This window comes from Cylindrospermum stagnale PCC 7417 (assembly GCF_000317535.1).
Lineage (GTDB): Bacteria > Cyanobacteriota > Cyanobacteriia > Cyanobacteriales > Nostocaceae > Cylindrospermum > Cylindrospermum stagnale.
Genome location: NC_019757.1, coordinates 6,348,296 through 6,371,160, shown reverse-complemented (window position 1 = coordinate 6,371,160; position 22,865 = coordinate 6,348,296). Strand labels below are relative to the sequence as shown.

Annotated in this window: 18 protein-coding genes; 1 reads left to right on the top strand and 17 read right to left on the bottom strand. The window is 41.0% G+C overall.

The window, feature by feature from the left end:
- Window positions 1-128: 128 nt before the first annotated feature.
- The 17 genes from nusB to CYLST_RS26855 all read right to left on the bottom strand — a co-directional run bounded on the left by nusB (window position 129) and on the right by CYLST_RS26855 (window position 21,256).
- Entirely contained in the window at window positions 129-770 is a 642-nt protein-coding gene (gene nusB / locus CYLST_RS26935; RefSeq protein WP_015210903.1) for a transcription antitermination factor NusB, read from the bottom strand.
- A 121-nt stretch (window positions 771-891) separates the two neighbouring features.
- Window positions 892-1,653: a DUF502 domain-containing protein gene (locus CYLST_RS26930; protein ID WP_015210902.1), complete on the bottom strand. Its 762-nt coding sequence runs from the start codon at window positions 1,651-1,653 to the stop codon at window positions 892-894.
- Between the two features lie 445 nt (window positions 1,654-2,098).
- Window positions 2,099-2,935, bottom strand: a complete 837-nt coding sequence (locus CYLST_RS26925; RefSeq protein WP_015210901.1) for a glycosyltransferase family 2 protein — start codon at window positions 2,933-2,935, stop codon at window positions 2,099-2,101.
- 177 nt (window positions 2,936-3,112) lie between these two features.
- The gene (gene hpsJ-B / locus CYLST_RS26920) at window positions 3,113-3,958 is read right to left on the bottom strand and encodes a hormogonium polysaccharide biosynthesis protein HpsJ (protein ID WP_015210900.1); all 846 of its coding nucleotides are present in this window, start codon (window positions 3,956-3,958) and stop codon (window positions 3,113-3,115) included.
- Window positions 3,959-4,331: 373 nt separating this feature from the next.
- Complete coding sequence (locus CYLST_RS26915; RefSeq protein WP_015210898.1) at window positions 4,332-4,997, bottom strand: TIGR04282 family arsenosugar biosynthesis glycosyltransferase; 666 nt, start codon at window positions 4,995-4,997, stop codon at window positions 4,332-4,334.
- A 150-nt stretch (window positions 4,998-5,147) separates the two neighbouring features.
- A complete protein-coding gene (locus CYLST_RS26910; protein ID WP_015210897.1) occupies window positions 5,148-5,693 on the bottom strand; it encodes a pilus assembly FimT family protein in 546 nt (181 codons plus the stop codon).
- Window positions 5,694-5,697: 4 nt separating this feature from the next.
- Complete coding sequence (hpsE, locus tag CYLST_RS26905) at window positions 5,698-6,666, bottom strand: hormogonium polysaccharide biosynthesis glycosyltransferase HpsE (RefSeq protein ID WP_085960713.1); 969 nt, start codon at window positions 6,664-6,666, stop codon at window positions 5,698-5,700.
- 233 nt (window positions 6,667-6,899) lie between these two features.
- Window positions 6,900-7,607 carry a pilus assembly FimT family protein gene (locus tag CYLST_RS26900; protein WP_015210895.1) on the bottom strand — a complete coding sequence of 236 codons (708 nt, stop codon included), beginning with the start codon at window positions 7,605-7,607 and terminating at the stop codon, window positions 6,900-6,902.
- 14 nt (window positions 7,608-7,621) lie between these two features.
- Window positions 7,622-8,719 (bottom strand): hormogonium polysaccharide secretion pseudopilin HpsC, encoded by a 1,098-nt coding sequence (gene hpsC / locus CYLST_RS26895; RefSeq protein ID WP_015210894.1) that lies wholly within the window; start codon window positions 8,717-8,719, stop codon window positions 7,622-7,624.
- Window positions 8,720-8,783: 64 nt separating this feature from the next.
- Window positions 8,784-9,452: a hormogonium polysaccharide secretion pseudopilin HpsB gene (gene hpsB, locus CYLST_RS26890; RefSeq protein ID WP_041233943.1), complete on the bottom strand. Its 669-nt coding sequence runs from the start codon at window positions 9,450-9,452 to the stop codon at window positions 8,784-8,786.
- Window positions 9,453-9,523: 71 nt separating this feature from the next.
- Window positions 9,524-14,479, bottom strand: a complete 4,956-nt coding sequence (gene hpsA / locus CYLST_RS26885) for a hormogonium polysaccharide biosynthesis protein HpsA (RefSeq protein ID WP_015210892.1) — start codon at window positions 14,477-14,479, stop codon at window positions 9,524-9,526.
- Between the two features lie 508 nt (window positions 14,480-14,987).
- Window positions 14,988-15,224: a 50S ribosomal protein L28 gene (gene rpmB / locus CYLST_RS26880; RefSeq protein WP_015210891.1), complete on the bottom strand. Its 237-nt coding sequence runs from the start codon at window positions 15,222-15,224 to the stop codon at window positions 14,988-14,990.
- A 109-nt stretch (window positions 15,225-15,333) separates the two neighbouring features.
- Complete coding sequence (gene htpG / locus CYLST_RS26875) at window positions 15,334-17,319, bottom strand: molecular chaperone HtpG (protein WP_015210890.1); 1,986 nt, start codon at window positions 17,317-17,319, stop codon at window positions 15,334-15,336.
- Window positions 17,320-17,489: 170 nt separating this feature from the next.
- The gene (locus tag CYLST_RS26870; protein WP_015210889.1) at window positions 17,490-18,659 is read right to left on the bottom strand and encodes a glycosyltransferase family 4 protein; all 1,170 of its coding nucleotides are present in this window, start codon (window positions 18,657-18,659) and stop codon (window positions 17,490-17,492) included.
- Window positions 18,660-18,720: 61 nt separating this feature from the next.
- Window positions 18,721-19,707 (bottom strand): glycosyltransferase, encoded by a 987-nt coding sequence (locus CYLST_RS26865; RefSeq protein WP_015210888.1) that lies wholly within the window; start codon window positions 19,705-19,707, stop codon window positions 18,721-18,723.
- A gap of 40 nt (window positions 19,708-19,747) precedes the next feature.
- On the bottom strand, window positions 19,748-20,719 hold the full coding sequence (hpsE, locus tag CYLST_RS26860) for a hormogonium polysaccharide biosynthesis glycosyltransferase HpsE (protein ID WP_015210887.1): 972 nt from the start codon (window positions 20,717-20,719) through the stop codon (window positions 19,748-19,750).
- A 24-nt stretch (window positions 20,720-20,743) separates the two neighbouring features.
- On the bottom strand, window positions 20,744-21,256 hold the full coding sequence (locus tag CYLST_RS26855) for a class I SAM-dependent methyltransferase (protein ID WP_245587438.1): 513 nt from the start codon (window positions 21,254-21,256) through the stop codon (window positions 20,744-20,746).
- Between the two features lie 406 nt (window positions 21,257-21,662).
- On the opposite strand from CYLST_RS26855, the gene CYLST_RS26850 reads away from it, so the two are divergent.
- On the top strand, window positions 21,663-22,790 hold the full coding sequence (locus CYLST_RS26850; RefSeq protein WP_015210885.1) for an acyltransferase family protein: 1,128 nt from the start codon (window positions 21,663-21,665) through the stop codon (window positions 22,788-22,790).
- The last annotated feature ends 75 nt before the right edge of the window (window positions 22,791-22,865 follow it).

Here is a 22,865-nt window from a genome sequence, read left to right as displayed (position 1 = left end):
TTAATTTAACTAATTCGCGCCGGCACCACTGTACTGTTTGGCTCAGTGTGTAGAGGATGTCACAACTCATGCCTCACTCTCAACTCAAAACTTAGCACTCATAACGCCCGCGAAGTGAGGATGACTTGCTATGCAGTTTTTCTCTGTTCTGTGACTCGGCGCAGAACACCATTAATAAACCGATGGCCTTCATCTCCACTGTAGCGTTTGGCTAACTCCACAGCTTCGTTGATGGCGATGCTGTCTGGAACTTGCATAAACTTCATTTCTGCCACAGCAATTTGCAGAATATCCCGGTCGATTTGGGCGAGGCGAGTTACTTGCCAATCGATTAAGGCATCAGAAATGAGTTGATCAATCAGATGGCGATTTTCGCTGACGATGATCACAATCTCTTTGGCGTAATTGCGAACTTCCTTGTCTTGATTAGCTAGTTGAATCAATTCCGGGAAGTCAACGGCCGTACCTAGTTGATTGATTGCTGTTTGGGTATAGGCGATCGCCTCTTGCAACATTGTTCTGGCAGTATTGATGTCTGAGGCTCTAGTTTGGCTGCTTAAAAGACGATCGTTACTGCGTTGCAGTTCGCCAGCAGCATTGTTGAGGGTATCTTGCACTTCTGTAGTCAGGGTGCGTACTGCTCCTAGCACCAACTTGGATACTAGTTGATCATCTTGTAATTTCTCCAATTTCTTGGCGCTAACGGGCAGCTGGCTAAGGCTTAAAAGCGCCAATTCACGAGCTATTTGCTGGGGTTTACGACGTTGCATAAAAATGGGGATGATTGTGCGATTAATGATTAAGCTGGCGGGACAAACTTATTAGCCTATCAATTTTGGCACAGTCAAACAACAAGATTATCCATTTGCTTGTGACTTTACCGCCTTGATTTTAAGCTTCTTCGACCGGAACCACTTGCTGCTTGGTTTCTAGAGATGGCACTTCTTTGGGGAAAAGCAAGGGGGGGAGGGCAGTATTGGGGGCGACAATACCACCAGACACAACTATTTTAAAGGCGTCTTCAATAGAAATTGAGAGGTTCACTACTTCGTCTTCAGGAACTACGGCATACCATCCGGTAGTAGGGTTCGGGGTAGTGGGGATAAAAACACTCAGCACCGGACGAGGCAGGGCAGCTTGGATCTCACTGCTAATCACACCAGTGACAAAGGCGATCGCCCAAATTCCCGAACGGGGATACTCTACCAAAATTACACGGCGGAACTTGCCATTGGAATCTTTGAGTAGTGTTTCCAAAAGCTGCTTGAGGGTTTTGTATACCTGACCAGCTAAGGGAATTGCCTGCAATACCCGCTCACCAAAATCTAGCAACCACCGCCCTGCAATATTCCGAGCCATCAAGCCAATTAAGAGAATACTTAGTAGTGGTACAGCTAGCCCCACCACAAGATTCAATATATTTACAAGTATAGGGTGCAGCCCATGAAAGGGATTCAGTTGTTTGGGTATTTGGGTGAGAAAGTTGATTACCCAAGTCGCAATGTTGATCGTTAGCCAGATGGTGGTTGCCAACGGGATCACGACCAACAAACCAGCAATCAGGTCATTTTTAAAGTCCTGTTTGAGGCGATCGATTACCAAGCCCCGATTCTCCTTTTTTAGGCTAGTGGAACTTTTGTTATTGGTATTCATAACCCGCAGATTCGTCAAATTGCGAAGAGATTATTTTCACTCTTACTTGATGCCGTCAATAACTGTCCAAAATGGTAAGCAGTCAAAGGACTGCTGTGAAAACAAGTACTTGTTGCTGGCAATCCAGAGAAAGATCCGATCAGCGTGCATATAGACATATACAAACTATGATGACAGATGGTTTGTCTTAGAGGGTGTTACTTTTCTTTGTCAGAGTTGTAAATGATTGTTGCAAGTGTCTTCGGTATGACTAAATCCTACCGCGCTCTATGACAAGCTGCTGATGATTGGAGCAAGCAGCACTGGGCATTTTGGCTGGTGGGTAACTCACACATCTAGAGGAGCAACTTTTTTGAATAAGTTTTGTGAATAATTTTAATTTATTAGTTGGCGATGGTGCTGCTTCAAGATTAACTTAAGCTGCATTAGGCTCTTCCCTTTGAGGTTATTTTGTATCTAGTGTAGGTGTGGGTAGATGCTTCAGTTCCCAGGCTTTGAGCAAAATTAGGTACTCATAGAATGCCTGCAATGTACACCAAGCCATCCCGGCGCGTCCGTCTAGGCATCCACCTAAGAAAAAATACATATATATAAAACGTAGCAGGGGTCTGGCGGGTAAACGCAAAGACAAATCTTTCAAGGCGCGGCGTCTTTCGACTTCCGACTTACCAAAGAACAAATCTCGCCAGTCAACGAAACCATGTTCCAATTGCTGCAATGTTTCTTGAGCTTCATCGCTAGAATAGCGGTTATGCTTCTCAATCCAGCGGTTCAAGCCTTTGCTACAAGTGTAATGGGGGTAGGTTTCTTTTAAAAAGCCTGTTGCACCGTCACAAACTTCCCGTTCTGTATGACCGTAGTCTGTAAACCAGACTTTACCGTGGCGGAAGAGGCGCATTTGGTAGCGGGGATACTGGGTGCTGTGGCGAATCCAATGATTCATAAACATCACCCGTTCAGCCACATAGTAGCCGATGTAGTCTGAATTATGAGTTGCTGCCAGGCATTCAGCAAACAGTTCTGACGTGATCCGCTCGTCTGCTTCTAGAATGTAGACCCATTCGTGTTTGGGGGGGATTGATTCTAGCATCCAGGTGCGTTGGCGTCCGTGGCTTTCAAAAGGGTGTTGGACAACGCGAATCGGATAGCGACTAGCAATTTCCACGGTGCGATCGCTACTGCACGAGTCTACAACGATAATGTCATCTGATAACATCGCTGACTCGATACAAGCAGCAATATCTAGCTCTTCGTTATACGTCAGTATGTAAATTGAAAACATTCCCAGGTACTATAGCGATTTTACAAGTTTCTCGGTAGGCGTAAAGCTCAGTCACAAAGAGTGCTGAAAGTGTCAATAATCTGTTAATTGGCAAGTTATGCTGATTAACCATCAGGCAATGGCAGTATGAACCTTCAATAATTTTTGAATTTTTCCTACTGCCTGAAAAATGGTAGATTACCGTGCTGGAGCCTTCCGTTTACCACCTTGTAAAGCACCCATACCTCTTAATCCTGTCCAGCCGATGATGCTGTAACCGATGGATAGCAACAAACTGCTAACACCAATCCGCAGTCCCGATTTCCAAGCGCTGTCTTTAGCTTGTTTTTCAGCGTCTTCCTTTTGAGAACGAATTAAGTTGAGTTGTTGCTTTTCCGTTGCCTGAATATCAGTTTGCTGTGCGATCGCTTTATCTAGCTCTTGGGGATTTGCTTTCGCCTTCTTCAGTAATTCTTTCAGATCTTGGGGAACTTGAGCACTTTCGATTGCTTGCTTATATTGTTGCTCGTTTTGCAGGATTGCCGTTAACTGAGCTTTCTGCTGGTTACGGTACTGTTCTAGCTGAGTCTTTCCCTGTTCAGTATTCAGTTGTGCTTGTAATTGGGATAATCTGCCTTTTATTTGGCTTTCTGCTTGATCCGCTTTCTGGGAAATTTGACTGAGTGTTTGAGTCTTAAATTGATTTACATTATTGAGGTGCATGGGAAAAATCACCAAGAACATCAATCCTAAGATAATGGATAGGATCATGGCTGGAAATCTTAAATCGATACCTTGTGAGCGAGCATCGCTTCCACCATCAGCACTATCAATCCAATATGCCGCAAATAGCAACCCCAAGCCGACCAGAGGCACGATTCCCCGGTCAACTAGCGATGTTGCCAAGACGATAAGTGATTGCTTATTGTTTGGGTTAAAGTCCAACAACAAAATCAAAAAATCAAGGAAAAAAGATAAAACGCAAACTATCCCAATTACCTTGAGTGTGAGGGCAGTGTTCAAAGAAGCAGAACGGTTAACCATATTTTTTCAAAAAAAGTCGTGAATCTGAGTGATAGCCATATATAAAGTTACATCTCTTAGAGCAGAAAGCCCACTAACATCAACCAGCTTTAGTCAGGTTGGGTTAATGCGTTCTACCCTAGCTTTTGGCACGCTTGCGTTGGAGTCTACTCTAAGCCGCGAAGCGCCTACACTCTTTGGGATGCAAAGAGTGCAGGCTGTCGAACTTCGTCTCAAAGAACCATTGAATTTCGCCAATACCTCTGTTTGTGTCCTACCTTGATGTAGAAACGCCGAGCAGATTCCAAATTGGTCAAGGTTTCTATTTTTTAGTTCTAAATTATACTATAGTTAGGTTAATCTTCAGCAGTATCTTTTAGAAAATCCCGGTGTTTTAAGATACGCGCTTAGACTCATTCTTGTTGCTCCCCTCTAGGTTTTGATGCCAAATCTGTAGATCCTCCGGTCGGTCAACATCAGCCAAAGGAGGCAAGTAAATCAGTGATAAATTAAGCTCCAGGGCGATATCCACAGTTTTTTGGCATACTTGAGCCGTTCCCCAGGCGATGTTCATGAATAACTCCGGCATGGGTTGTCGCAAACCAATTAAGTAATAACCACCATCAATCGCTGGACCAAGCACAAGATCAAAGACTTGTAGTTGCTCAAAGGCTGTGGCTAAAATTTGCTCACTCAATCCAGGGCAATCGCTGCCAATGATAATTACTTGTTCTGCACCGCTTTGAAAGGCATCTAAGAGCGATCGCATCATCCGCTCACCCAAATCACCTCCACCCTGTGACTGGTAAACCAAACCAAGCCCCAGCCAATCTTGCATCAATTGCAAATCACCACCTGCAAACCGCACTTCTACAGATAAGGCAGTTGTTTTTTGCAATTCTTTAACCTGAAATATTGTATGTTCAGTCATCTGCCGTTGGAGATTGGCAGCACCAACATTACCCAAAGCAGGAATCAGTCTAGTTTTTGTCTTCCCTGGTTCTGGGTAACGGGTGAAAACAATCAGGTGTTGTTTCGGGTTCCTCAGTGATTTCCGCACACAATACTTTGTTTGGATATAGTGGAAAATAAACAAAAGTTTGTAGTAAGCACTAAAGTGCTGGAAACTCTTATACTGATGTACTCTAGTACTAACTACAAACCCCTGCTCTTATTTTAGGTTTAATTTAGATAGAGTTATTCAAGAGTATTAATTACATCCACTATCTTTTTCAGACCTCATTGCGCCTAGTAAGGTTGAAACTATGACACACCTTTTGAAATAATCGCTATTTCGGGGTTTAAAGGTAATTTTACCCAGTTGTCCATTTACAGAACCATCATACTTAAACTGCACCCGATAGTAATTACTAGGATTTTGATCGAAGTTGGAAGTAAATACAATCGTTTTAGAGTCGCCTTGAATTAAAGGACTTCCATTTCTAAAGCGACATTGATTAGTTGAAGAAGCTACAGGTTGTACAACAGCTAAAACTTGATTACCATCATCCCAAAAACAAGCTTGCCAAAGAACTCTTTCGCGTTTAGCTTGAGATTGGGCATCACGCAATATTGACAGTGCTGCACTTTGTGCCATATTTGTCCTCTGTCGATCGACAAATCCCAGCCAGCTAGGAATAGCGATCGCACTTAATATCCCAATTGCTACAGTAACTATTAGTACCTCTAGCAGCGTGAAGCCACTGTTTGAGCGATTGTTGAAGGGATTTTTTATAAATAAAGGCAGTAAATACACCAGATTATTTGTTATTTAATTTTAAATATCCATTTATCCAAAGATAAAATGGGCTAATCAAACTACTTAAAAAAAGCTGCATCTCACAATCAACCACTAAATCACTGTTCAACTTGGTTCGATATTTGAGTAAGTGTAAAGCTATTTTCCGGAGATCGTTGATTATGTAACCCAAAAAAAGAACCGGTTGATAACAAGGTTTGATATTTACCATTCGAGTCACATAACGACTAAGTCCAATACCTCGAAAAAATGGGATTAAATAATCTTTTCGCAAGCGGGAACTTGGGATCTTATGATAAATTTCCATATCCGGGTTATACCAAATTTCCCAGCCTACTTTTTGGATGTAAGATAGCATTTCTAAATCTTCACTGGTAAGCATATTCCCAGTGACTCTACCAGTTAAGATAGAGTTATTTGGTACACTTTCTAACCAAGCCTGCTTACGAACAACAAGTCCGGCTGAAGGGGGTAGTAATTTTTTGTGCGGTTCATAAAGCAGCGGTAAATTGCCTCGCTCTGTGATCGCCAAAAATGGGGCAATTCGTTGAAAGTTTTCTGGAGGTTCTACTTCCCAATCAGGGTGAATTTGGCTGCCATAGGCTCCTGCTTTGGAATGCTCTTGAGCAAAACTATAAGCTGCGGCTACCCAGTTTGATATTGGGTAATTGTCGTCATCTAGAAAACCTATTAATTCGCCTTGAGCTTCGGCGACTGCCCTTTTTCGGGCATAAGCTGCTCCCTGTTTTGATTCAAAGCAATATTTTAAGGGATAAGAACATTGCCAATTTTCTTGATAGCTTTGGACAACTTTAGCTGTGTTATCACTGCTGTTATTATCAACAACAATAATTTCCCAAGACAAATTTTCAGTGTTGAGTTGATTTTGCAGTCGTTCTAGTAATTCGGGTAAGCGACTTTCGCCATTGTAAGTTGGGATGACTACGGTAAAGTCAAGGTGTATCTTCATCACATAGCAGATAAAAATGCAGTACATCAATTCTCGTCTGTGCTATGTGTTTTGCAATACCGTCTCTTTACTGGTTTTAAATAATTATTTTGCTACTTGCCTGTCAAGATGAATACAAAAATACGTAGATAATCAGCAGCTCGCAACTCAGTAATACTTAACCTTTTAGCCACCCTAAGTTTCAGACTAGCGCCAGACACAATTACTACAAAAAACTATTTAAGTAAATTCACTTAACTATTGCTATTGTTTGCATCACAGGCTGAATCTTTTTCTGTTCGCATTCCACCGAGGAGAGTTTGCACACTGACACATCGCTTAACTCCACTAGCCTGAGTAGGGCTTCCAGTTCGGGGTATAGCTACCACGATTTTTAATGGTGTGGTGGCATTTATGGGCAGAGTACCATTGTTGTCAAAAGCAATTGTTTTTATATCTGTTGCAGTGGTAGTCAGGGGATTAACAACACTACCACCTAGATTATTACCTGTAATATTAGTACCTATCCAGATTTGCCCAGGTTTCAGTTCTAAACCGCTGCCTAATGTTTGCCATGCATTAGTAAGGGTAGAGGCATCGACAGAATCAGGGTGCAAGGCTATTTGTGGCCCATTAGTGATATCATTTCTAAAGCTGACACTGTATTTGAGTTTTTTGATTTTAGCTTGTCTTTGTGCCTCTTGTATCGCGGTTACAACGGCGTTATTAGCCTTATTCACGCGCTGTCGGTTAACAAAGCCAAGCCAGCTAGGAACGGCGATCGCCCCTAGAATTCCCACCATAACCATTACTACGATCATCTCTATCAAGCTAAACCCAGCATTTGCTTGAGAAAAGCGCCCAGAATAGCGACGACTGAACATCAAATATGGGTCTGAAGGGTACGGTATCCCGACTCGCAAGTATCTTCGTAAAGCTTTTAATGCAATTGAGCTATTCATAATTATGCTCCAGCTTATTCAACACCGAGAAAACCGCGACCCTTAATCTGAATAGTTGCAGTGGGAAAATATGCAGCCTTACCAGAATTATATGTAGCACCAGGTTGAATCCGAGCCAGCGAATTACCTCTGATATAGACTCTTGCTATATATTTTTTGGCATCAACGCAAGCATAGAAACTGCCTGTTTTAAAGGTATTGGGAAACCCGATTGAGTTATAGTCTGGCACTTGTTGCTCACCTGCGGCTGTATTGCAAGCCACTGGTGCTGGTGAGCCTGCTGTATTTGGAGTTTGGTCAATAAAATCAACTAAGGTATTTAACTTATTGACATTTAGATTATAGCTACTTACGCTATTACTAAAATTTTTCCAGTTACCCAACTTCCTACGTAAATCTCCTGCTGAAGCTAGATCAAATGACTTGAAATTCGGGTTTGGCAACAAAAGATATTTAACAGCAGCAGGTGGGGTGCCTTCGAAGCGGGTTTCAGTTCCACTAGCATCACGGATACCATCCCGAATTTCCCATCTGGCAATGCGAGTGGTGGTATTGTTCCAAGTAGTAGTAGCAGGTTCTTTGATTAGGTAATAAACCACTAAGGAGTACACCTGATAATCTTGGTCGTTACAATTTGAGGTGGTGGGAAGCCTTACCAAGCAACCTACTGTAGGTTCAGTACCATTAGAAAGTGTCACTGTTTGGCTTCTAGCTAAAAAGTTGCGTTTCCAAAAGGCGAGTACAGGAAATCTATTTCCGCCGTCGGTGTTGGGTATTTGACCTATGATTCCATCGATAGTTGTGGAAGTTCCATCAATATTTGTTATAGTCGCCCCATGCATTCCGTCAGCATCGTAGATATATACTGCTTGTTCCACGTCTTGGGCAATATAGTCTAGTGCTGCTTGAATTTCTTGTTCAGAGCTAGATTTTGCCTGTTCCCGGTTTTCTGTATTCATGATATCAATCATGAATCCCAATAATGGTGTAATCACCAGAACAGCCATGACCATACCTACAAGGAGTTCAATAAGGGTAAAGCCATTTGGTGACTGAGCCTGCTTAGAGCATTGAATTTGACTTCTGAGAAGAAATCCGAGTATATTTTTCATCTAGCAGTTTCCTCCTTGGCTGTTAGTCCTTAATGGATGCCATAACTATGAACGACTTGAAGATTTACTGACAACCACCAAAGCGGGTGCAGTAATCTTGGAATTTTGTTTTACCGGATGCAACTTCTGAGGTAATTTCCGTTAGTGGTGCTAGGCGATCGCCAAAACCACCAGTAACAGTACTTGCTTTAGAGTTATTTCTCTTCATTGTCTTGAGTGTGCTGCCGTTTTGAAAGGCATCCGCCCTGTAAACCCGCACAGCAAGAAGGTAGCCTTGGTCAGTTGTGGCTCCGGTGGTAGTGCTGCGGAAAGCCTGAGCCACCAAGTCTTGAGAACGGGGACTAGTAGCACAACCACCGCCATCCCGGTCTATGCAATACAAACTTGAGCTAGCACTGTTTGTACAGTAACCATTTGTGGGAGACCCGCAAGACAAACTAGCGCTAGGAGCAGCAGTATCAGCAAAAGTAAGCCTGGCTGACGAAAAAGTATGGCCACTGACCTCGGTCAATGTAACTACTTGGTTTGGAGTTGGAATCGACCCGGATCTAACTCCATCAATGTAGGCTCTAGCGGCTTGGGAAGCTAACTCAACGCGTCTTGCCTGAACACGGTTGGCAACAGACAAGGCTAACACGGGTGCGATCGCAGCCATGAGGATAGAAACTACTACTATCGCCATCAAAGACTCAATGATCGTAAAACCAGCTTCACTAGATTCAGAAGCTTTCATCTTCCCTCCCAAATTTGCCCCTTTTATTAGTTGAGTAATCATCATAAATCACCTAATTTTCTAGCAGCGGTTTAAGAAGGAGCAAGTAGACAATCTGAAGGACGATAACTAGCAGGAAGTGAAAAATCTGAATTTTCGGTAGCACACAGCAAGGTTTCAACCCATTTATCATCCCTCCCAACTTGCCGGAAATACTCTGCGGGTGGTGCTGATGGCGGAACAGTAAACCTTTGAGCAAATAAATCAGGTAACTGAGATAACAGCCCCACATCAAAACCCCAGTTTCTTCCAGGTGGAGAATAATAAGGCAAAGTACCTAATATTGTGTTGCTACTATTTACGACACCGACATTAGTCCAGTACATCTTGTAGATGAAGTCAAAAAAGCTGAAATTGTCAGTGGTATTATTACCAGTTGGGGCTGCTCTGGTTGTCAAGAGAGTTGCCAAGGGTGCTGTAGCAAAAGAACTTCGTTTGAATTGAATAAAGTTACCTCTAATCTTGGCTTCATTTCCAGTTCCTGAAGGCCAATTTTCTAAGTACCGCACAAAAGCTTGTAAACCTGCCGCTTGTTCCTCCGGTCGGCTGGGGCTATTGCCCGCTGCCAGCCCTGTATTGAAAGTAGTAATACCTGCTGGCGCTCTTTGCACCCATTGGTTTTGAATTTGGCTGTTAGCTCTATTATTATCTCTAAGGTCTAAAGTAGTACCGTTAGCAAGAGGACTTCCCTCTGGGCTGTAAATTTGTAACACTGGCACTAAGCTAGGTTGTATCGTGTCGTTCTTTCGCGGCAATGACTGGAGAAAAAGTCCTTGATTGACATTGTAAGTTCCATCTGACAATCGTGAAGGATCTTGAGGATAAGACGTGGTTTTAAACCATAAGGCGTTAGCTCTCGTGCGTGGGTTATTACTACCACGATAGGGAGACCGAATCACATTTCCATTACTGTCAATACCCAGTGGAACTGGGCTATCGGCGTTATTGGGTATCCCTGGAACCTCATTTCCACCCCCATTTCTGAAGAGTAACGCTCCCTGTATTGTCGACGTGCCTGGATCATAAGTAATGCCACTAATAACACGCTCAAAAGCTACCCGACGAGGGTAATTTCGATATTGTGGATATGCCGGATCAGGAGGTGTAGCTGTAGTGCCTGACAGCAGATTATTAAGAACAAAATCCCCCGTATTCAGTGTGTTGTCTGTTAATACCTGCGTTGCTGTTAAAAATTGTGGTGTTCCTCCTGCTGATCTTCTAAAGAAGACTTTCCAGTGAGCGGGATTACCTTGATCACACATGGAAGGAGAAGGTTGATCACAAACTTCCATCAAATATTCGTTGAAAGTAGTCCGCCGCTGAATAGGTGTGACACCATTGGCATTGTAAGAAGTTTTGATATTTGGGCTGTTAAAAGTACCTGTCCAACTATTACTGGCAGTAGTAACAAAGTTGTTAACCAACCTGGCAGCAACAGGATTCGGACTAACGGTGCTATTGTTCTCAGGAATAGTAGTGGCGTTATCTCTGAAGTCAAAGTCACCTTGATCGCGGAAACCATCTAGGAAACTATCAGATAAGAGAGTGATAGCGTCGGCTAAAATTGTAGATGGTCGCCACAAGTCACCACCACTAGCGGGACAAGCACCCCGCCCTGGACGACAAGCAAAGTCGTTATTGAAGCCTGCTCTTGTGTAGAAGTTAGCAGTAGTTTCAGTGGTTGAAAACTCTTCTATTTGAGTACCGCCTGCTGTAACCTGATGCAGGTTAAAGTTGCCCTTAACATAAGCTGGCAAGTTAGTGGCTAAAATCAATCCCTTTTCTGAGGGATCATAGGGCCTATTAATTCCAGTCCGTGACAAGTTCGTACCGTTGAATAGCCGAATGCCGTTAGGACGACGGGTAGGGTCAAGTTTGAAGTCAGTTTGGCTAAGTAGCAGTATTTTTTCAATATTGCCATTTCGGTAATCTGCTGGGTTAACGGTTGCGTCGCTAATATCTGGTAGAGCATCATCACGGGTAGCATAAATAATGCCGCTCTTAGGCAATAAATACTCACTACCACCGATAGCCGTATTTGCAAGCACACCCAAGTTAATTTCGGTAACGCGAATTTCTAAGGGTTGACGCTGTTCTAAATCGAGGTTGTAATCACCTGGAATTGCAGGATTTATAGTGTTATGTAGTGCTATATCTTGATTTGCTTTAATTTCCCTAGCATCAAGGAAACTTGCTTCTTTAATTGCGCCATGAGGAACTCTGCTCGGATCGATAGTTGCAGTACCATCAAGGATGGAAAGGGCACAGAGGGCTGTATCAACGGCTGAATAATCTGCCATTGTGAAATTAGTAAAGCTATTGCTGTCGTATTTTTTTATCGCCTTTCTCAGTGGTTCATTGGCAATACGCCCATTGGGAAATACTAATCTGGACTGCCTTCTGAGGAGGTCTAAATTAGCAGTAATATTAGTTCTAGCTACGGGGCTGTAAACGACGCCGTTGTTTGATCTGCCACCAGTAGTAGTCGCAAAAGCAGGATTAGGATTTTGCCATAAGCCTGTCAAGTTTTGAGCAGTGATATTATTCGTGGGGTCGTAGTAGCTGCTAACACAGGCGATTGGAGTTTGGGCGATACCGGCGTTGTCGCTGAAGTGATAAACCGCTGTCGCCCTCATCAGTAAATCACCTTTTTTAATTTCACCAGATACAGGTGAAGGAATATATAAAGGTGACGTCATGGGCATGGTGTCGGGCCACACAACTATGTTACTACGAGTAGCATCAAAGGTTGGAGGGTCAGGCATTTGGCCTGTAACTGCTTGTCCTGGAACACCTGTAATATTACTTATAAAACCGACAGGATTATTACTACCATCTAGCCCATTAGTACCAATTAAATCTAGCCCAGCAATACCAGCAGCAGGGTTAGTGTTCCGAGAGAAAGCGCCATTAGGATTAGGTAGAAAAGAGAATGTGCTGCGTTGATAGAAAGGAGTTTCACCTGCACGAGGCACACCATCATCATCTACATAGATACCTGCTCCTGTAACCACCCGCAAACCACCTACATTAGATAGTGGGTTGGCAGAATTATCTTCAGCGGCTTTTTCTTCCCAAAATTCGCCGCGGTCTGTTTCTCCTAAATTGAGTTGTGGTTGTAGTTGAGAGGCGCGGGTACGTGGTTCGTTTGGTGTGGTGGAACTATTCCAGTTGGTTCCGTTGTTAACAATTTGACGGAATTTTTGACCTGTTCCGTATTCACCGGCATCATTTTTCCAAACAGCAGGAAGGTTATTACCAATTAAAACGCGATCGCCTTCATAATTTTCTTTACCGTCGGTTTTTTGCTTCTCTGGTTCTGTTGCCGCTAATTGGGCAAAATTTAGAGTCAATCCTGTGTTTGCAGGAGTTATCAGTCTCCATGCCGCTGGTACTTCAATTTCACCAGCGGCAAAAACATTACCTGTGGCGTAAGTTCCTAGTGCTTGTGCATCAGTAGGTATAGACTGGGAAACCTCTGCAAAAGGAACTCGTCGGGTGCGGTCTCTCAGAAAGTTTTCAATTTCGTCGCGGAAGATTTTTTGGGCAGTCTCGATAGGAGTACCTGTGATCAGCCGATCTCTTAGGTTATCTTTCAAGACTTGGGGATATCTTGTAACGTTTGTAGCCTCAGTTCTTAAGGCGTCTACTGTGGTTTGTGCGTTACAAGTGGTACATAAAGCTACTGCTTCATCTTTCATCGTATTTATCCGCCGGGTATAAGCAGCATCATTGCTCCCTACCGTTGAACCGCCGGTTGCTGTGGTCGATTTTTTAGTAGCTCCACCTACATCACTAACTGCAACTACATCTTGCGTAGGTGGACGATCATTTGGACGAAACAAGTCTATTCTTAATAGACCTGCTCTATTGGTGGTGTCAGAGGCACCTCCTGGAGCCAAATTCCCCCCTACTGTGATCTTGGCATTCTCTTGGTCATAAAAGCAGGAGTTTTCGCTACTAACTTGACGGAAATCAATAGTACTACTTGCAGGAGCAGCTAGTAAGTTGCCGTTTGTATGGACGGAACCGTTTAACAATAAGTTACCACCAGGGGTAATTTCTAAGTCATTCTCAAACCATACTGCTTTATTGTTAACGGGGATGCGTTCCCGGTCTTGTTGATACTCTAAAGCCGAAAAACCTCGATTTGCCTTAGCTTCATATTTGTTAGTATCAAGTGCGCCAAGAGCGTTAATAGGTACATTAGCAGTGTAAACAAAAAAGCTTTTTGCTAACTTACCACCCGATTTGTACCAGCTAGAGTCTCCTATCAAACTAGCGCTTGTACCAATAGCATCTGCACAGATACCACCTACTTGACCCTTATCCATTGGTGGTGTTCTTGCATCTAATGGCTTTCTGGCTCTATTGAATATATTACTTGTATTGCGCGTTGGGCTACGAAAGTAAATAGCGTAAAGAGTAAAACTATCAAATTTTCCGTTGTTATCTGTATCAACAGGGAACTTCCAAGCAGTATTTAAGGTTTCATCATCTTCGAGTGTTGTGCTGGTTTGGATACTGTTATTTGTATTCAAATCACTCGCTAGTATCAAGGAAATTTCATCACCAAAGGTATATCTACTACCATTATTTCTAGTAATTGCATTATATAGGGATATATCTGTTGGGGTTGAACGTGGTAATGAAGGGTCAGCCAACAACTGTTCTATTTTCGCTTTAGCCCTGTCAATCGCTGGCATGGCAGCGTTCAGTACAGCTTCATTGACGCGGACATTGCTGGCATTTTTGGAGCGGTCAAAAGATCGAATTAAAATTGCAGTGGTCAGCAAGACTACTACTAGAGATACCATTGCTACTGTTGGCAACACAAAACCAGAATTTGCAGAACTGCGTCTTCGGTTGATGTTAAAAACAGTCCGCAGAAGCCAATTAAGTTGCTTATTAATGGCAGATAAAGACTGCTTGCTAAGTTTTTTGAATGATTTTGTTAATGCCTTGACTAGCTGACGTATTCTAGACATAGCTGCTTCCCTGTCAATCGATTTAGTGCGGTTTTGGATTTTGATTTAGGCGATATTCGATATTAATAATCATGCCCGTTCAGTATTTGTGCAGGCAAAAAAAGTTGAGTTATTAAACGATGTAACTACTGCTATTTAAATACTTTAAAAATGAAGTAGCTACAAAAAAAGATAATTTAATTGAGTTATATCATTTCTCAATTGCGCCAGTTCATCGGAAAATACTGATATTTTCAAAATTCCTGAATTCAATATAACGAAAGATTATAGCATATTTTTACAGTAACTTTACTTAAATTGGCTGTATCTGAAGACAACTTCATGGAGATGTTATTGACAGAGTATACTTATAGTACCCAGATGTAAAAGGAAACATATCATCTGAGCAGAAAATAATATACCTATACGTTAAAACCTCCCCCATTGGGGGAGGCTGCTGGGGCAATATTCTTAAACCCAGGTCAATGCCGAGGAATTAGGATAGGGGTTGATGCCTTGTTAAAGAAGTTTAGTAATGGTTCAGGTTAATGCCAGCTTCTTTTGCCATTGCTTGCAACCCTTTGACTTCTAGGGTTTTGATTGCTTTAGTAGACAGCTTAAGTCTTACCCAGCGGTTACCCTCAGCCCACCAAACGCGCTTGCTTTGCAGATTCGCTTGCTGAAGGCGCTTGGTGCGGCGATGGGAGTGAGAAATTGCAAAGGCGTTATTTGCCTTTTTACCAGTTAGTTCACAGCGACGGGACATAGTCGGTATCTCCAAACTTCTATTTCAACACAGTCTTTCTATTCTAGGCTCGTAGTAAGCAATTTAGTGCTTTTTGGGCACTGAAGTGCCTACTACAAACTGATGATTTCTATTTGCTGGCTTGTTCTGTTAGCTTGGTGAGTACTTCATTTGAGCGCTCAACAAAGGACTTCATCCCTTCAGCGTCAAACCCTTTCTGAGACATGAGTGCCAAATCGTAGACGTGTTGGCAAATCATTTTCACTAACTGATCTGTAGGCGATTGACCATCACCTTGAATGATACTGCCTTGGCTGATATGGGCGAGATTTTGAATTAGTGGGTGAGCGGTATTTACTAGCAAAATGTGGTCTTCGGGGAAGTCTAACGACTGCTGCTGCTGCATCATGGCGTTCATTTCCCGTAGGCGGCGGAGAATTTCTGGTAGAAGTACCATCGCCGGTGGTGTTCCTTGGGGTGTTTCAGACTTCAGCGCTTCGGTGCGGATGTTTAACTTAGGTTTGTTGAGGGCTTTCTCAAATAACTCTTTGATGGACTCGCTGCGGGTTTTGTTGGTTTTGGGGTCAACAATTTCTCCAGCTTTGTCTTGTTCTAGCAAGGTGTTATCTAAGTCGGAATCTACCCGCGTGAATTTGACATCCTGATATTCCCGTTCGAGGAAGTTGATAAAGTGGGTATCGATGAAGGAGTCGAGAAACAAAACTTCCAAGCCTTGGTTTTTATGAAGTTCTACGTAGGTTGCTTGGGTTGCTTCGTCGGTGCTGTAAAAAACGCGGTTTTCGTGGCGTTCTTTGTTGCGTTCTAGATATTCTTTGAGGGTGGTATAGGGGGTGCTGAGTCCTGTGTTTTCTTTGGGTTGGGTGACATCTTGCCAAAGATCGCCTTCGGCGGTCTGTACCTCGACTACTGGTGTTTCGGCAGGGGCTTTCTCGGCAACTTTAGCTGTGGTGCGGAAAATGATGATGTCTTCGATTTGTTTTTTAAATTTCTCGTCGTTGAGAACGCCAAATTTCACAAAGGTGCTGAGGTCTTTCCAGGCACTGATGTATTGTTCGCGGTTGTCGCGGTATAGTTCTTTGAGGCGATCGCCAACTTTCTTGGCTATGTAGTCGCCGATTCTCTTAACTGTGCGATCGCCTTGCAAGGCACTACGCGACACATTCAAGGGAATATCAGTGCTATCAATCACGCCCCGCATCGGCATGAGAAATTGCGGGATAATTTCTTCGCAGTTGTCGCTGACAAAAACTTGATTGCAAAATAGCTTAATTTGCCCTTTCGTCACATCTACATCGGGGCGCATTTTGGGAAAATACAAAATCCCGTTGATGATAAACGGATAGTCAGTATTCAAATGCACCCACAGCAGCGGTTCTTCCTGAAAAGGATATAGGTAGCGGTAAAACTCTAAATACTCTTCTTCACTCAGATTACTAGGAGACTCTCGCCAAGGTGCTTTTTGCCTATTTAATACTTCACCATCCAGTTTGATAGGCACTGGCATGAAGTCACAGTAAGTCTTGACAAGATTTTTAATCCGTGCTGGTTCTAAAAATTCCTCTTCTTCTCCTTGGAGAGTGAGAGTAATGGTTGTGCCGCGAGTTGTTCGGGGTGACTCGTCTATCGTGAAATCTGGCGAACCATCGCAACTCCAGTGAACCGCTTGCGCCCCTTCTTGGTAGGAGAGGGTATCAATTTCTACCTTTTGCGCCACCATGAAGGAAGAGTAGAAACCAAGACCAAAGTGACCGATAATCGGCTGATCTGATTTGCCTTGATACTTGTGAATAAATTCTTCGGCGCTAGAGAAGGCAACCTGATTGATATATTTCTTTACTTCCTCTAGTGTCATCCCGATACCGTTATCGCTGATGGAGAGAGTTTTGCTGTTTGTGTCAATAGCAAGTTGAATTTCTGGTTCGCCGATGTCTCCAGCATATTCCCCAGCGCGGGATACCATTTTCAGCTTTTGGATGGCGTCTACAGCGTTGGATACCAGTTCCCGCAAGAAGATTTGATGGTCGGAGTAGAGCGACTTTTTGATAATTGGGAAAATATTCTCAGTATGAATACTGATCGTGCCTTGTTCTAGCATAACTTGTGATTAGATTAAAGTCTCATATTGTGGATTTTAAGGGTAGAATCAGTGCGATTGCCCCCCTTTGGAGGATTGTTTGCCCCCTAATAGTGATTCGGATTTCCCTACTCGCCCATAGTAGACTGTTAGGAAGGAGCGATCGCCCCTCTAGACGTACCTGAAAATGTTTATCCTACCAATTCTCTCATTAACTGCTTAACATTCTGTACAGCGACATTCCAGTTTAATCGAGATTGATACTGATCAAAAGACGAATACGCCAGTTTTTGATAATCACTATAATTGGTCATCAGCGCAATTATATAATTACAGTATTCGGAAATGCTTGCCTTTGGGCAAAAAGTTTTGCCATTGAGGTCATCTTTTATAAGCGTAGATATACCACCAACATTTGTGGATAGAGAAGGTATTCCAAAGGAATTGGCTTCAGCAAAAACGTGGGGAGTACAGTCTGCTATAGTTGGCAAAATTAAAAAGTGAGCTTCAGCAAATAATCTACTTATTTTGTCTAAACCTTCTGGCTTAGATTTATCAATAAACCCGATAACTTTCACAAAGGGGGGTAGAGGTTCATTGATTTGTGGTTGACATCCCACTACTATTAATTCAGTACTTAAGCCAGCATAATTTAACTCTTTTGCCACCTGAAAAGCTATATCTCCTCCCTTTCTCACCCAGTCAACGCCAATGAAAAGCAATTTGCATAAACTGGAAGTTTTAGATTTTATTATATCCTGAATATCTGCATAGTTTCTATTAGATTCTAAATTGGCTCCATAAGGAACTACTTTGATTTTAGATGGCAAAATTTTATAAGTCTTCATAGCTGTTTGGGCTGCCCATTCAGATGTGTAAATAATCAATTTGCAGCGGTTTAAAGCTTCAACTTCGATTTCATATATATTTTTAATGTTTTCATCACATAAATTATCCATATGCCGATAAAAATTTATTAGAGAACTTAGAGTTGCATCAGTCCACAAAACAATTGGCTGCTTACAGTCAAGATCAGCAATTGGCACTATATTTTCTGGACATAAAACTATATCTGTGTTTAATAAACTAATTTTTTTTTCAATTTGACGGGCATAATTTTGGACAACTAATGGTTCTGCCCAGCGATAGTAGTCTTTTTTAAATACATAACGATAAAAGCTCCACTTTGCCCTGGTTAATACTGCGAAATTTTTGCTAAGTGGGCCAAGATAATCTATATCTGTAGACTCATCTATCAGATATTTTGCAATGTAATTACCAGCTGCACAGATTCCTTGTAGCTCTTTTAACCAAGAGTTTTGATTTAAGACATCATATGTAGTAACATAAGCTATTTTCATAATGTAACTTTTTCCAACTATCTGAGCAATTTAAATTGAATTAATAATTATCAATACCTATTCAGCCAAAATTCGTCTTTATATATCCAAAAAATGTACTGACATTAGACAATCTAGGAAATTTATTCAGTAATGCTATAGCTTGTTTAGGACTTAGTAGAGTCATGACTGCAAGCTTCAAGAAAGCTTTATAGATAATTGGCTTCTGTAGAACAGTAAAATCAGTTATCACTGTCTGCCATAAAATTCGATATGCTTGTCGGCTGTTTTGTTTTCCTGGAGTAACTGTCAGTACCTTGTAGGTAAGGTACTTATAGAGGTTAGCAATTCTGTAAGGCTTCAGGTATTGTAAGGATAAAGGCGCAACTGCAAATGATTGTTCAATAATTCGTAAATTGGATGTTTCTAATCCTAAGATATTAGAAGATTTTGAGTTAGCAGATATTCGATAAAAAATATGCACTTTAGGCACGACAACAAAATGATATCTTGCAGCTAAACGTAGCCACATTTCTGTATCTTCTGCATTAGTAAGCGTTTCATTAAAACCACCTACTTCCTTAAAAATATCAGAGCGGATCATCACATTAGAACCACTACCAATAAAATCATCTAACAACAGATTAGAATAAACATCATCTTGCCAAATAGCATGACTACAAGGTCGTAAAAATTCACCTTTTTCATCAATTGCGTCAGTCCAACTATAAGCAACTGCGGCTTGGGTATTTTCTTCTAATGCTCTGTATTGTACCTCAAGTTTATCATCTGTCCAAAGGTCATCGGCATCTAAAAAGCTAATAAATTCCCCAGAAGCATGGGTTAAACCACGATTACGATTAACTGCTGCATTTGCTTGAGGATATGTAAATAGCTTGATTCGCTCATCTTTAATGCCAGCAATAATATCTAATGTCAAATCTGAAGAATCTGCATTAATTACAATTAGTTCTAAGTCTGAGTAGGTTTGCTGCAAAACAGATTTTATTGTTGCCTGGATAGTTTTTTCGCCATTATAAACTGGGATAACCACAGAAATTTTAGGCATATTTTTGAATATTAATACTACTATTTTTGATGAAAAATTCTTATTTAAACATGGCTTTTATCAGCCTCTCAATTCTTAACTTTCCTAGGTAAAAAGGACTAATAACAGTGGCTGTAAGTCTCTCCATTTCACAAGCTACTAAAAGATCACTGTTAATTTTGCTGCGATAACGGATGAAATGGGATAGAACTTTACGCATATCATTGGCAAGATAGATAAAAAATGCAAAAGGTCGTTGCCAAGTTTTAAGTAGTAACATCCGGATATGATAACGAGCTAAACCAACGCCACTCATTAGAGAAATTAAGTACTCTTTTTCTAGTCGCCATGCAGGAATAATATGCTCTATTTCCATGCTTGGGTTATACCAAATTTGCCACCCAGCTTTTTGAATATAAAATAAAGCTTCGGCATCTTCACTACCTAACATAGATGAGCCAATTCTACCGATTAAAAAAGGTTTTTTAGGTACATTGTCTTGCCATGCTTGACGGCGGACAACTAAGCCAGCCGTAGGTGGAAAGCCCTGACGAAGAGGTTGATATAAATGAGGCTGTCCGCCCCTTTCAGTAATCGCTAGGTAAAATAAAATCGGCTTAATATTTTCTGGTGGTTCTACCTCAAAAGCACCGTGAATTTGGCTGGCAAAAGCTCCAACTTGTGGATTATTTAAAGCAAATTTGTAAGCCTCTAAAATCCAATTAGGTGCGGGTAAATTGTCGTCATCTAGTAAACCGATAATTTCGCTTTTTGCTTCTTCAATAGCTTTTGCTCTAGCAAAGGCTGCTCCTTGTTGAGGTTCTAAAAAATATCTTAATGGGAATGGGTGATGCCAGTTTTGTTGATATTCTTGAATAAGTTTGGCAATGCTATCACTACTATTGTTATCAACAATAATAATCTCCCAATTAAGTTCTTCTATATCCTTTTGGCTTCGCAATCTGTCGAGAATTCTGGGTAAACGACTTGCTCCATTATAAGTAGGTATGGCTACAGTAAATTTAAAGTCCATAATAATTAACCACGCCTTGATATTTTATTTTTGCGCCAATGCCCAAACGCAATAAGGAAAATCAGGCTCATTTTTTAATGATTGCAACAAAATGGGACGATAGGTAACCCAGTCATGCCAATTTGCTTTGATGCAAGCACGATTACCCCATGAACCTGTTTGGATATTTTCTAAAGGAAATCCACATTCTGCTAAAAAATACTTCAGTCCTGTTTCTGTCCATCGACTGCAATCAATGGGGTAGTTGTGAATCCGAACTAAAAATGGTGTAGAGATGAGAAGATAGCCTCCAGGATTCAGCATTTGTTGCACATTTTTTGCAGCACGGTAAGGCCAAAGCAAATGTTCAAATACTTGATCAGCAATGATTAAATCAAAAGTTTCTGGCAGAGTAGTTTCACAAATATCGTATTGGGGATAGTAAACAGCTTTATATTCCTTAAATTTCGTCTGTTGCCAATTGTTGCCAGATATTTCTAAAACTTTCAATTTACTGGGGTTTAAATTTTCAACAAGTTTCCCAGTCTCTCGTTGCATAACTACTCTACCCCAGTTGGATGATCGGTAGCTACTACCCAACAAAAAATCTAAGGATGCTCTAATTTTTTTGAACCCAGGTATTGATCTAAGCAGGTTAGAGGGCATAAGCTTTAGCTAGAAAATTATAATTTTCTTTTAAGTTGAATTATAACAAAAATTTAACTACATCATTATATAAAAGCAATCCGTAGTATTACGTATAATAAGATTTACATTTATCTTGATGCAATAACTACAAAGAGCATTGCCGTTGTAGTTATTGCCAGCTTACCGCTAATCAGTTAAATTATTTGTACTACTGATACCCTCAAGGGCAGTTTTTTGCTAAAAATCGAACCGATTTCTCCGTTGTCATTCAACTACCCCGCCCTGAAGAGGGACGGGAATTCTAAGAAGTAGAACTATGAAGCATCCATTAGAACAGACGCAAAGTGCAAAAAGAGATATTCGATTTGATATCTTAAAAACTATATCTATACTCTGTATTATTCTTGCCCATGTAATTCCAGAAGACAAGATTTTATTTCATCTACGAAATTTTGATGTTCCACTGATGGTAATTACATCAGGAACACTATTTTACTACTCTAATAATAATAGGGAATATTCTTTATTTCTTTATTTGCAGAGAAGAATTCCCCGACTGATTGCTCCTGTATGGTTTTTTCTCAGTTTTTATTTTATTTTAACTTATTTAATATTTTCCTTGCTAAATAAAAACTATCCATTTTCTCTACAAGAAATTATAAATGGTTTTATTTTATTAAACGGAACAGCAGACGGGACAGGCTATGTCTGGATAATTCGTGTGTTTATGATCATGGCTATTATTTCTACTTCTATTTTAAATTTATATAGAGCTTGTCAAGGTAAAAGATTATTTCTTATTTTACTATTAGTCAGCTACTTATGCTATGAGGTGACCTTTAAATTGGTGGAGAATATTAAGTTAGAAAATAAATTAGCGTTGAGTTTTATCAATAGTTATTTTCTTTACCTGATTCCTTATGGATGCTTATTTGGCTTGGGCATTACTTTGCCCAAAATGAGTAGAAAATTGATAGCATCTATTGCTGGGATTTTTTCAATCGTATTTTCGCTACTTGCTATTTATTATTACTACAAACAGGGAGTAATGCTTTTCCCACAGAATTTCAAGTATCCACCAAGGCTGTACTATTTATCCTATGGGATTTTTATGTCGATGCTTGCCTTTCTGGTGGTTGATAAATTATGTGTAAATTATAATTTATCCGAAGATAGAAATTTTGTGATGAAAACTATAGTATTTATAAGTTCATCTACTTTATGGATATATTTATGGCATATTTTATTTCTATTTTATTGGAAAAAGTTGGTTTCTGGGTTTTTACCAACAATTACTAATAATTTTGTTATATCATTTATGGTAATTAGCTGTGTATCAATCACAGTAACTTATGTGCAGAAAAAAAGCTTCTTGAAAATAATTAATAACACCCAATTTGGTCAGAATAACTCAGAGATTCTTACCACGCTATTTTTGAAGTAGTTTTGAAATATGGGGAGGTTAGTGTAGTCCTATTCTGATTTGAAGAATTAAAAAAGCGTTGGTGACTCAATGGGA

What these genes read in the sequence shown, in the direction of transcription:
- nusB (WP_015210903.1), bottom strand. Translation starts at nt 770, where the DNA reads ATGCAACGTCGTAAACCCCAGCAAATAGCTCGTGAATTGGCGCTTTTA.
- CYLST_RS26930 (WP_015210902.1), bottom strand. Translation starts at nt 1,653, where the DNA reads ATGAATACCAATAACAAAAGTTCCACTAGCCTAAAAAAGGAGAATCGG.
- CYLST_RS26925 (WP_015210901.1), bottom strand. Translation starts at nt 2,935, where the DNA reads ATGTTTTCAATTTACATACTGACGTATAACGAAGAGCTAGATATTGCT.
- hpsJ-B (WP_015210900.1), bottom strand. Translation starts at nt 3,958, where the DNA reads ATGGTTAACCGTTCTGCTTCTTTGAACACTGCCCTCACACTCAAGGTA.
- hpsE (WP_085960713.1), bottom strand. Translation starts at nt 6,666, where the DNA reads ATGAAGATACACCTTGACTTTACCGTAGTCATCCCAACTTACAATGGC.
- CYLST_RS26900 (WP_015210895.1), bottom strand. Translation starts at nt 7,607, where the DNA reads ATGAATAGCTCAATTGCATTAAAAGCTTTACGAAGATACTTGCGAGTC.
- hpsC (WP_015210894.1), bottom strand. Translation starts at nt 8,719, where the DNA reads ATGAAAAATATACTCGGATTTCTTCTCAGAAGTCAAATTCAATGCTCT.
- hpsB (WP_041233943.1), bottom strand. Translation starts at nt 9,452, where the DNA reads ATGAAAGCTTCTGAATCTAGTGAAGCTGGTTTTACGATCATTGAGTCT.
- hpsA (WP_015210892.1), bottom strand. Translation starts at nt 14,479, where the DNA reads ATGTCTAGAATACGTCAGCTAGTCAAGGCATTAACAAAATCATTCAAA.
- rpmB (WP_015210891.1), bottom strand. Translation starts at nt 15,224, where the DNA reads ATGTCCCGTCGCTGTGAACTAACTGGTAAAAAGGCAAATAACGCCTTT.
- htpG (WP_015210890.1), bottom strand. Translation starts at nt 17,319, where the DNA reads ATGCTAGAACAAGGCACGATCAGTATTCATACTGAGAATATTTTCCCA.
- CYLST_RS26870 (WP_015210889.1), bottom strand. Translation starts at nt 18,659, where the DNA reads ATGAAAATAGCTTATGTTACTACATATGATGTCTTAAATCAAAACTCT.
- CYLST_RS26865 (WP_015210888.1), bottom strand. Translation starts at nt 19,707, where the DNA reads ATGCCTAAAATTTCTGTGGTTATCCCAGTTTATAATGGCGAAAAAACT.
- hpsE (WP_015210887.1), bottom strand. Translation starts at nt 20,719, where the DNA reads ATGGACTTTAAATTTACTGTAGCCATACCTACTTATAATGGAGCAAGT.
- CYLST_RS26855 (WP_245587438.1), bottom strand. Translation starts at nt 21,256, where the DNA reads ATGCAACGAGAGACTGGGAAACTTGTTGAAAATTTAAACCCCAGTAAA.
- CYLST_RS26850 (WP_015210885.1), top strand. Translation starts at nt 21,663, where the DNA reads ATGAAGCATCCATTAGAACAGACGCAAAGTGCAAAAAGAGATATTCGA.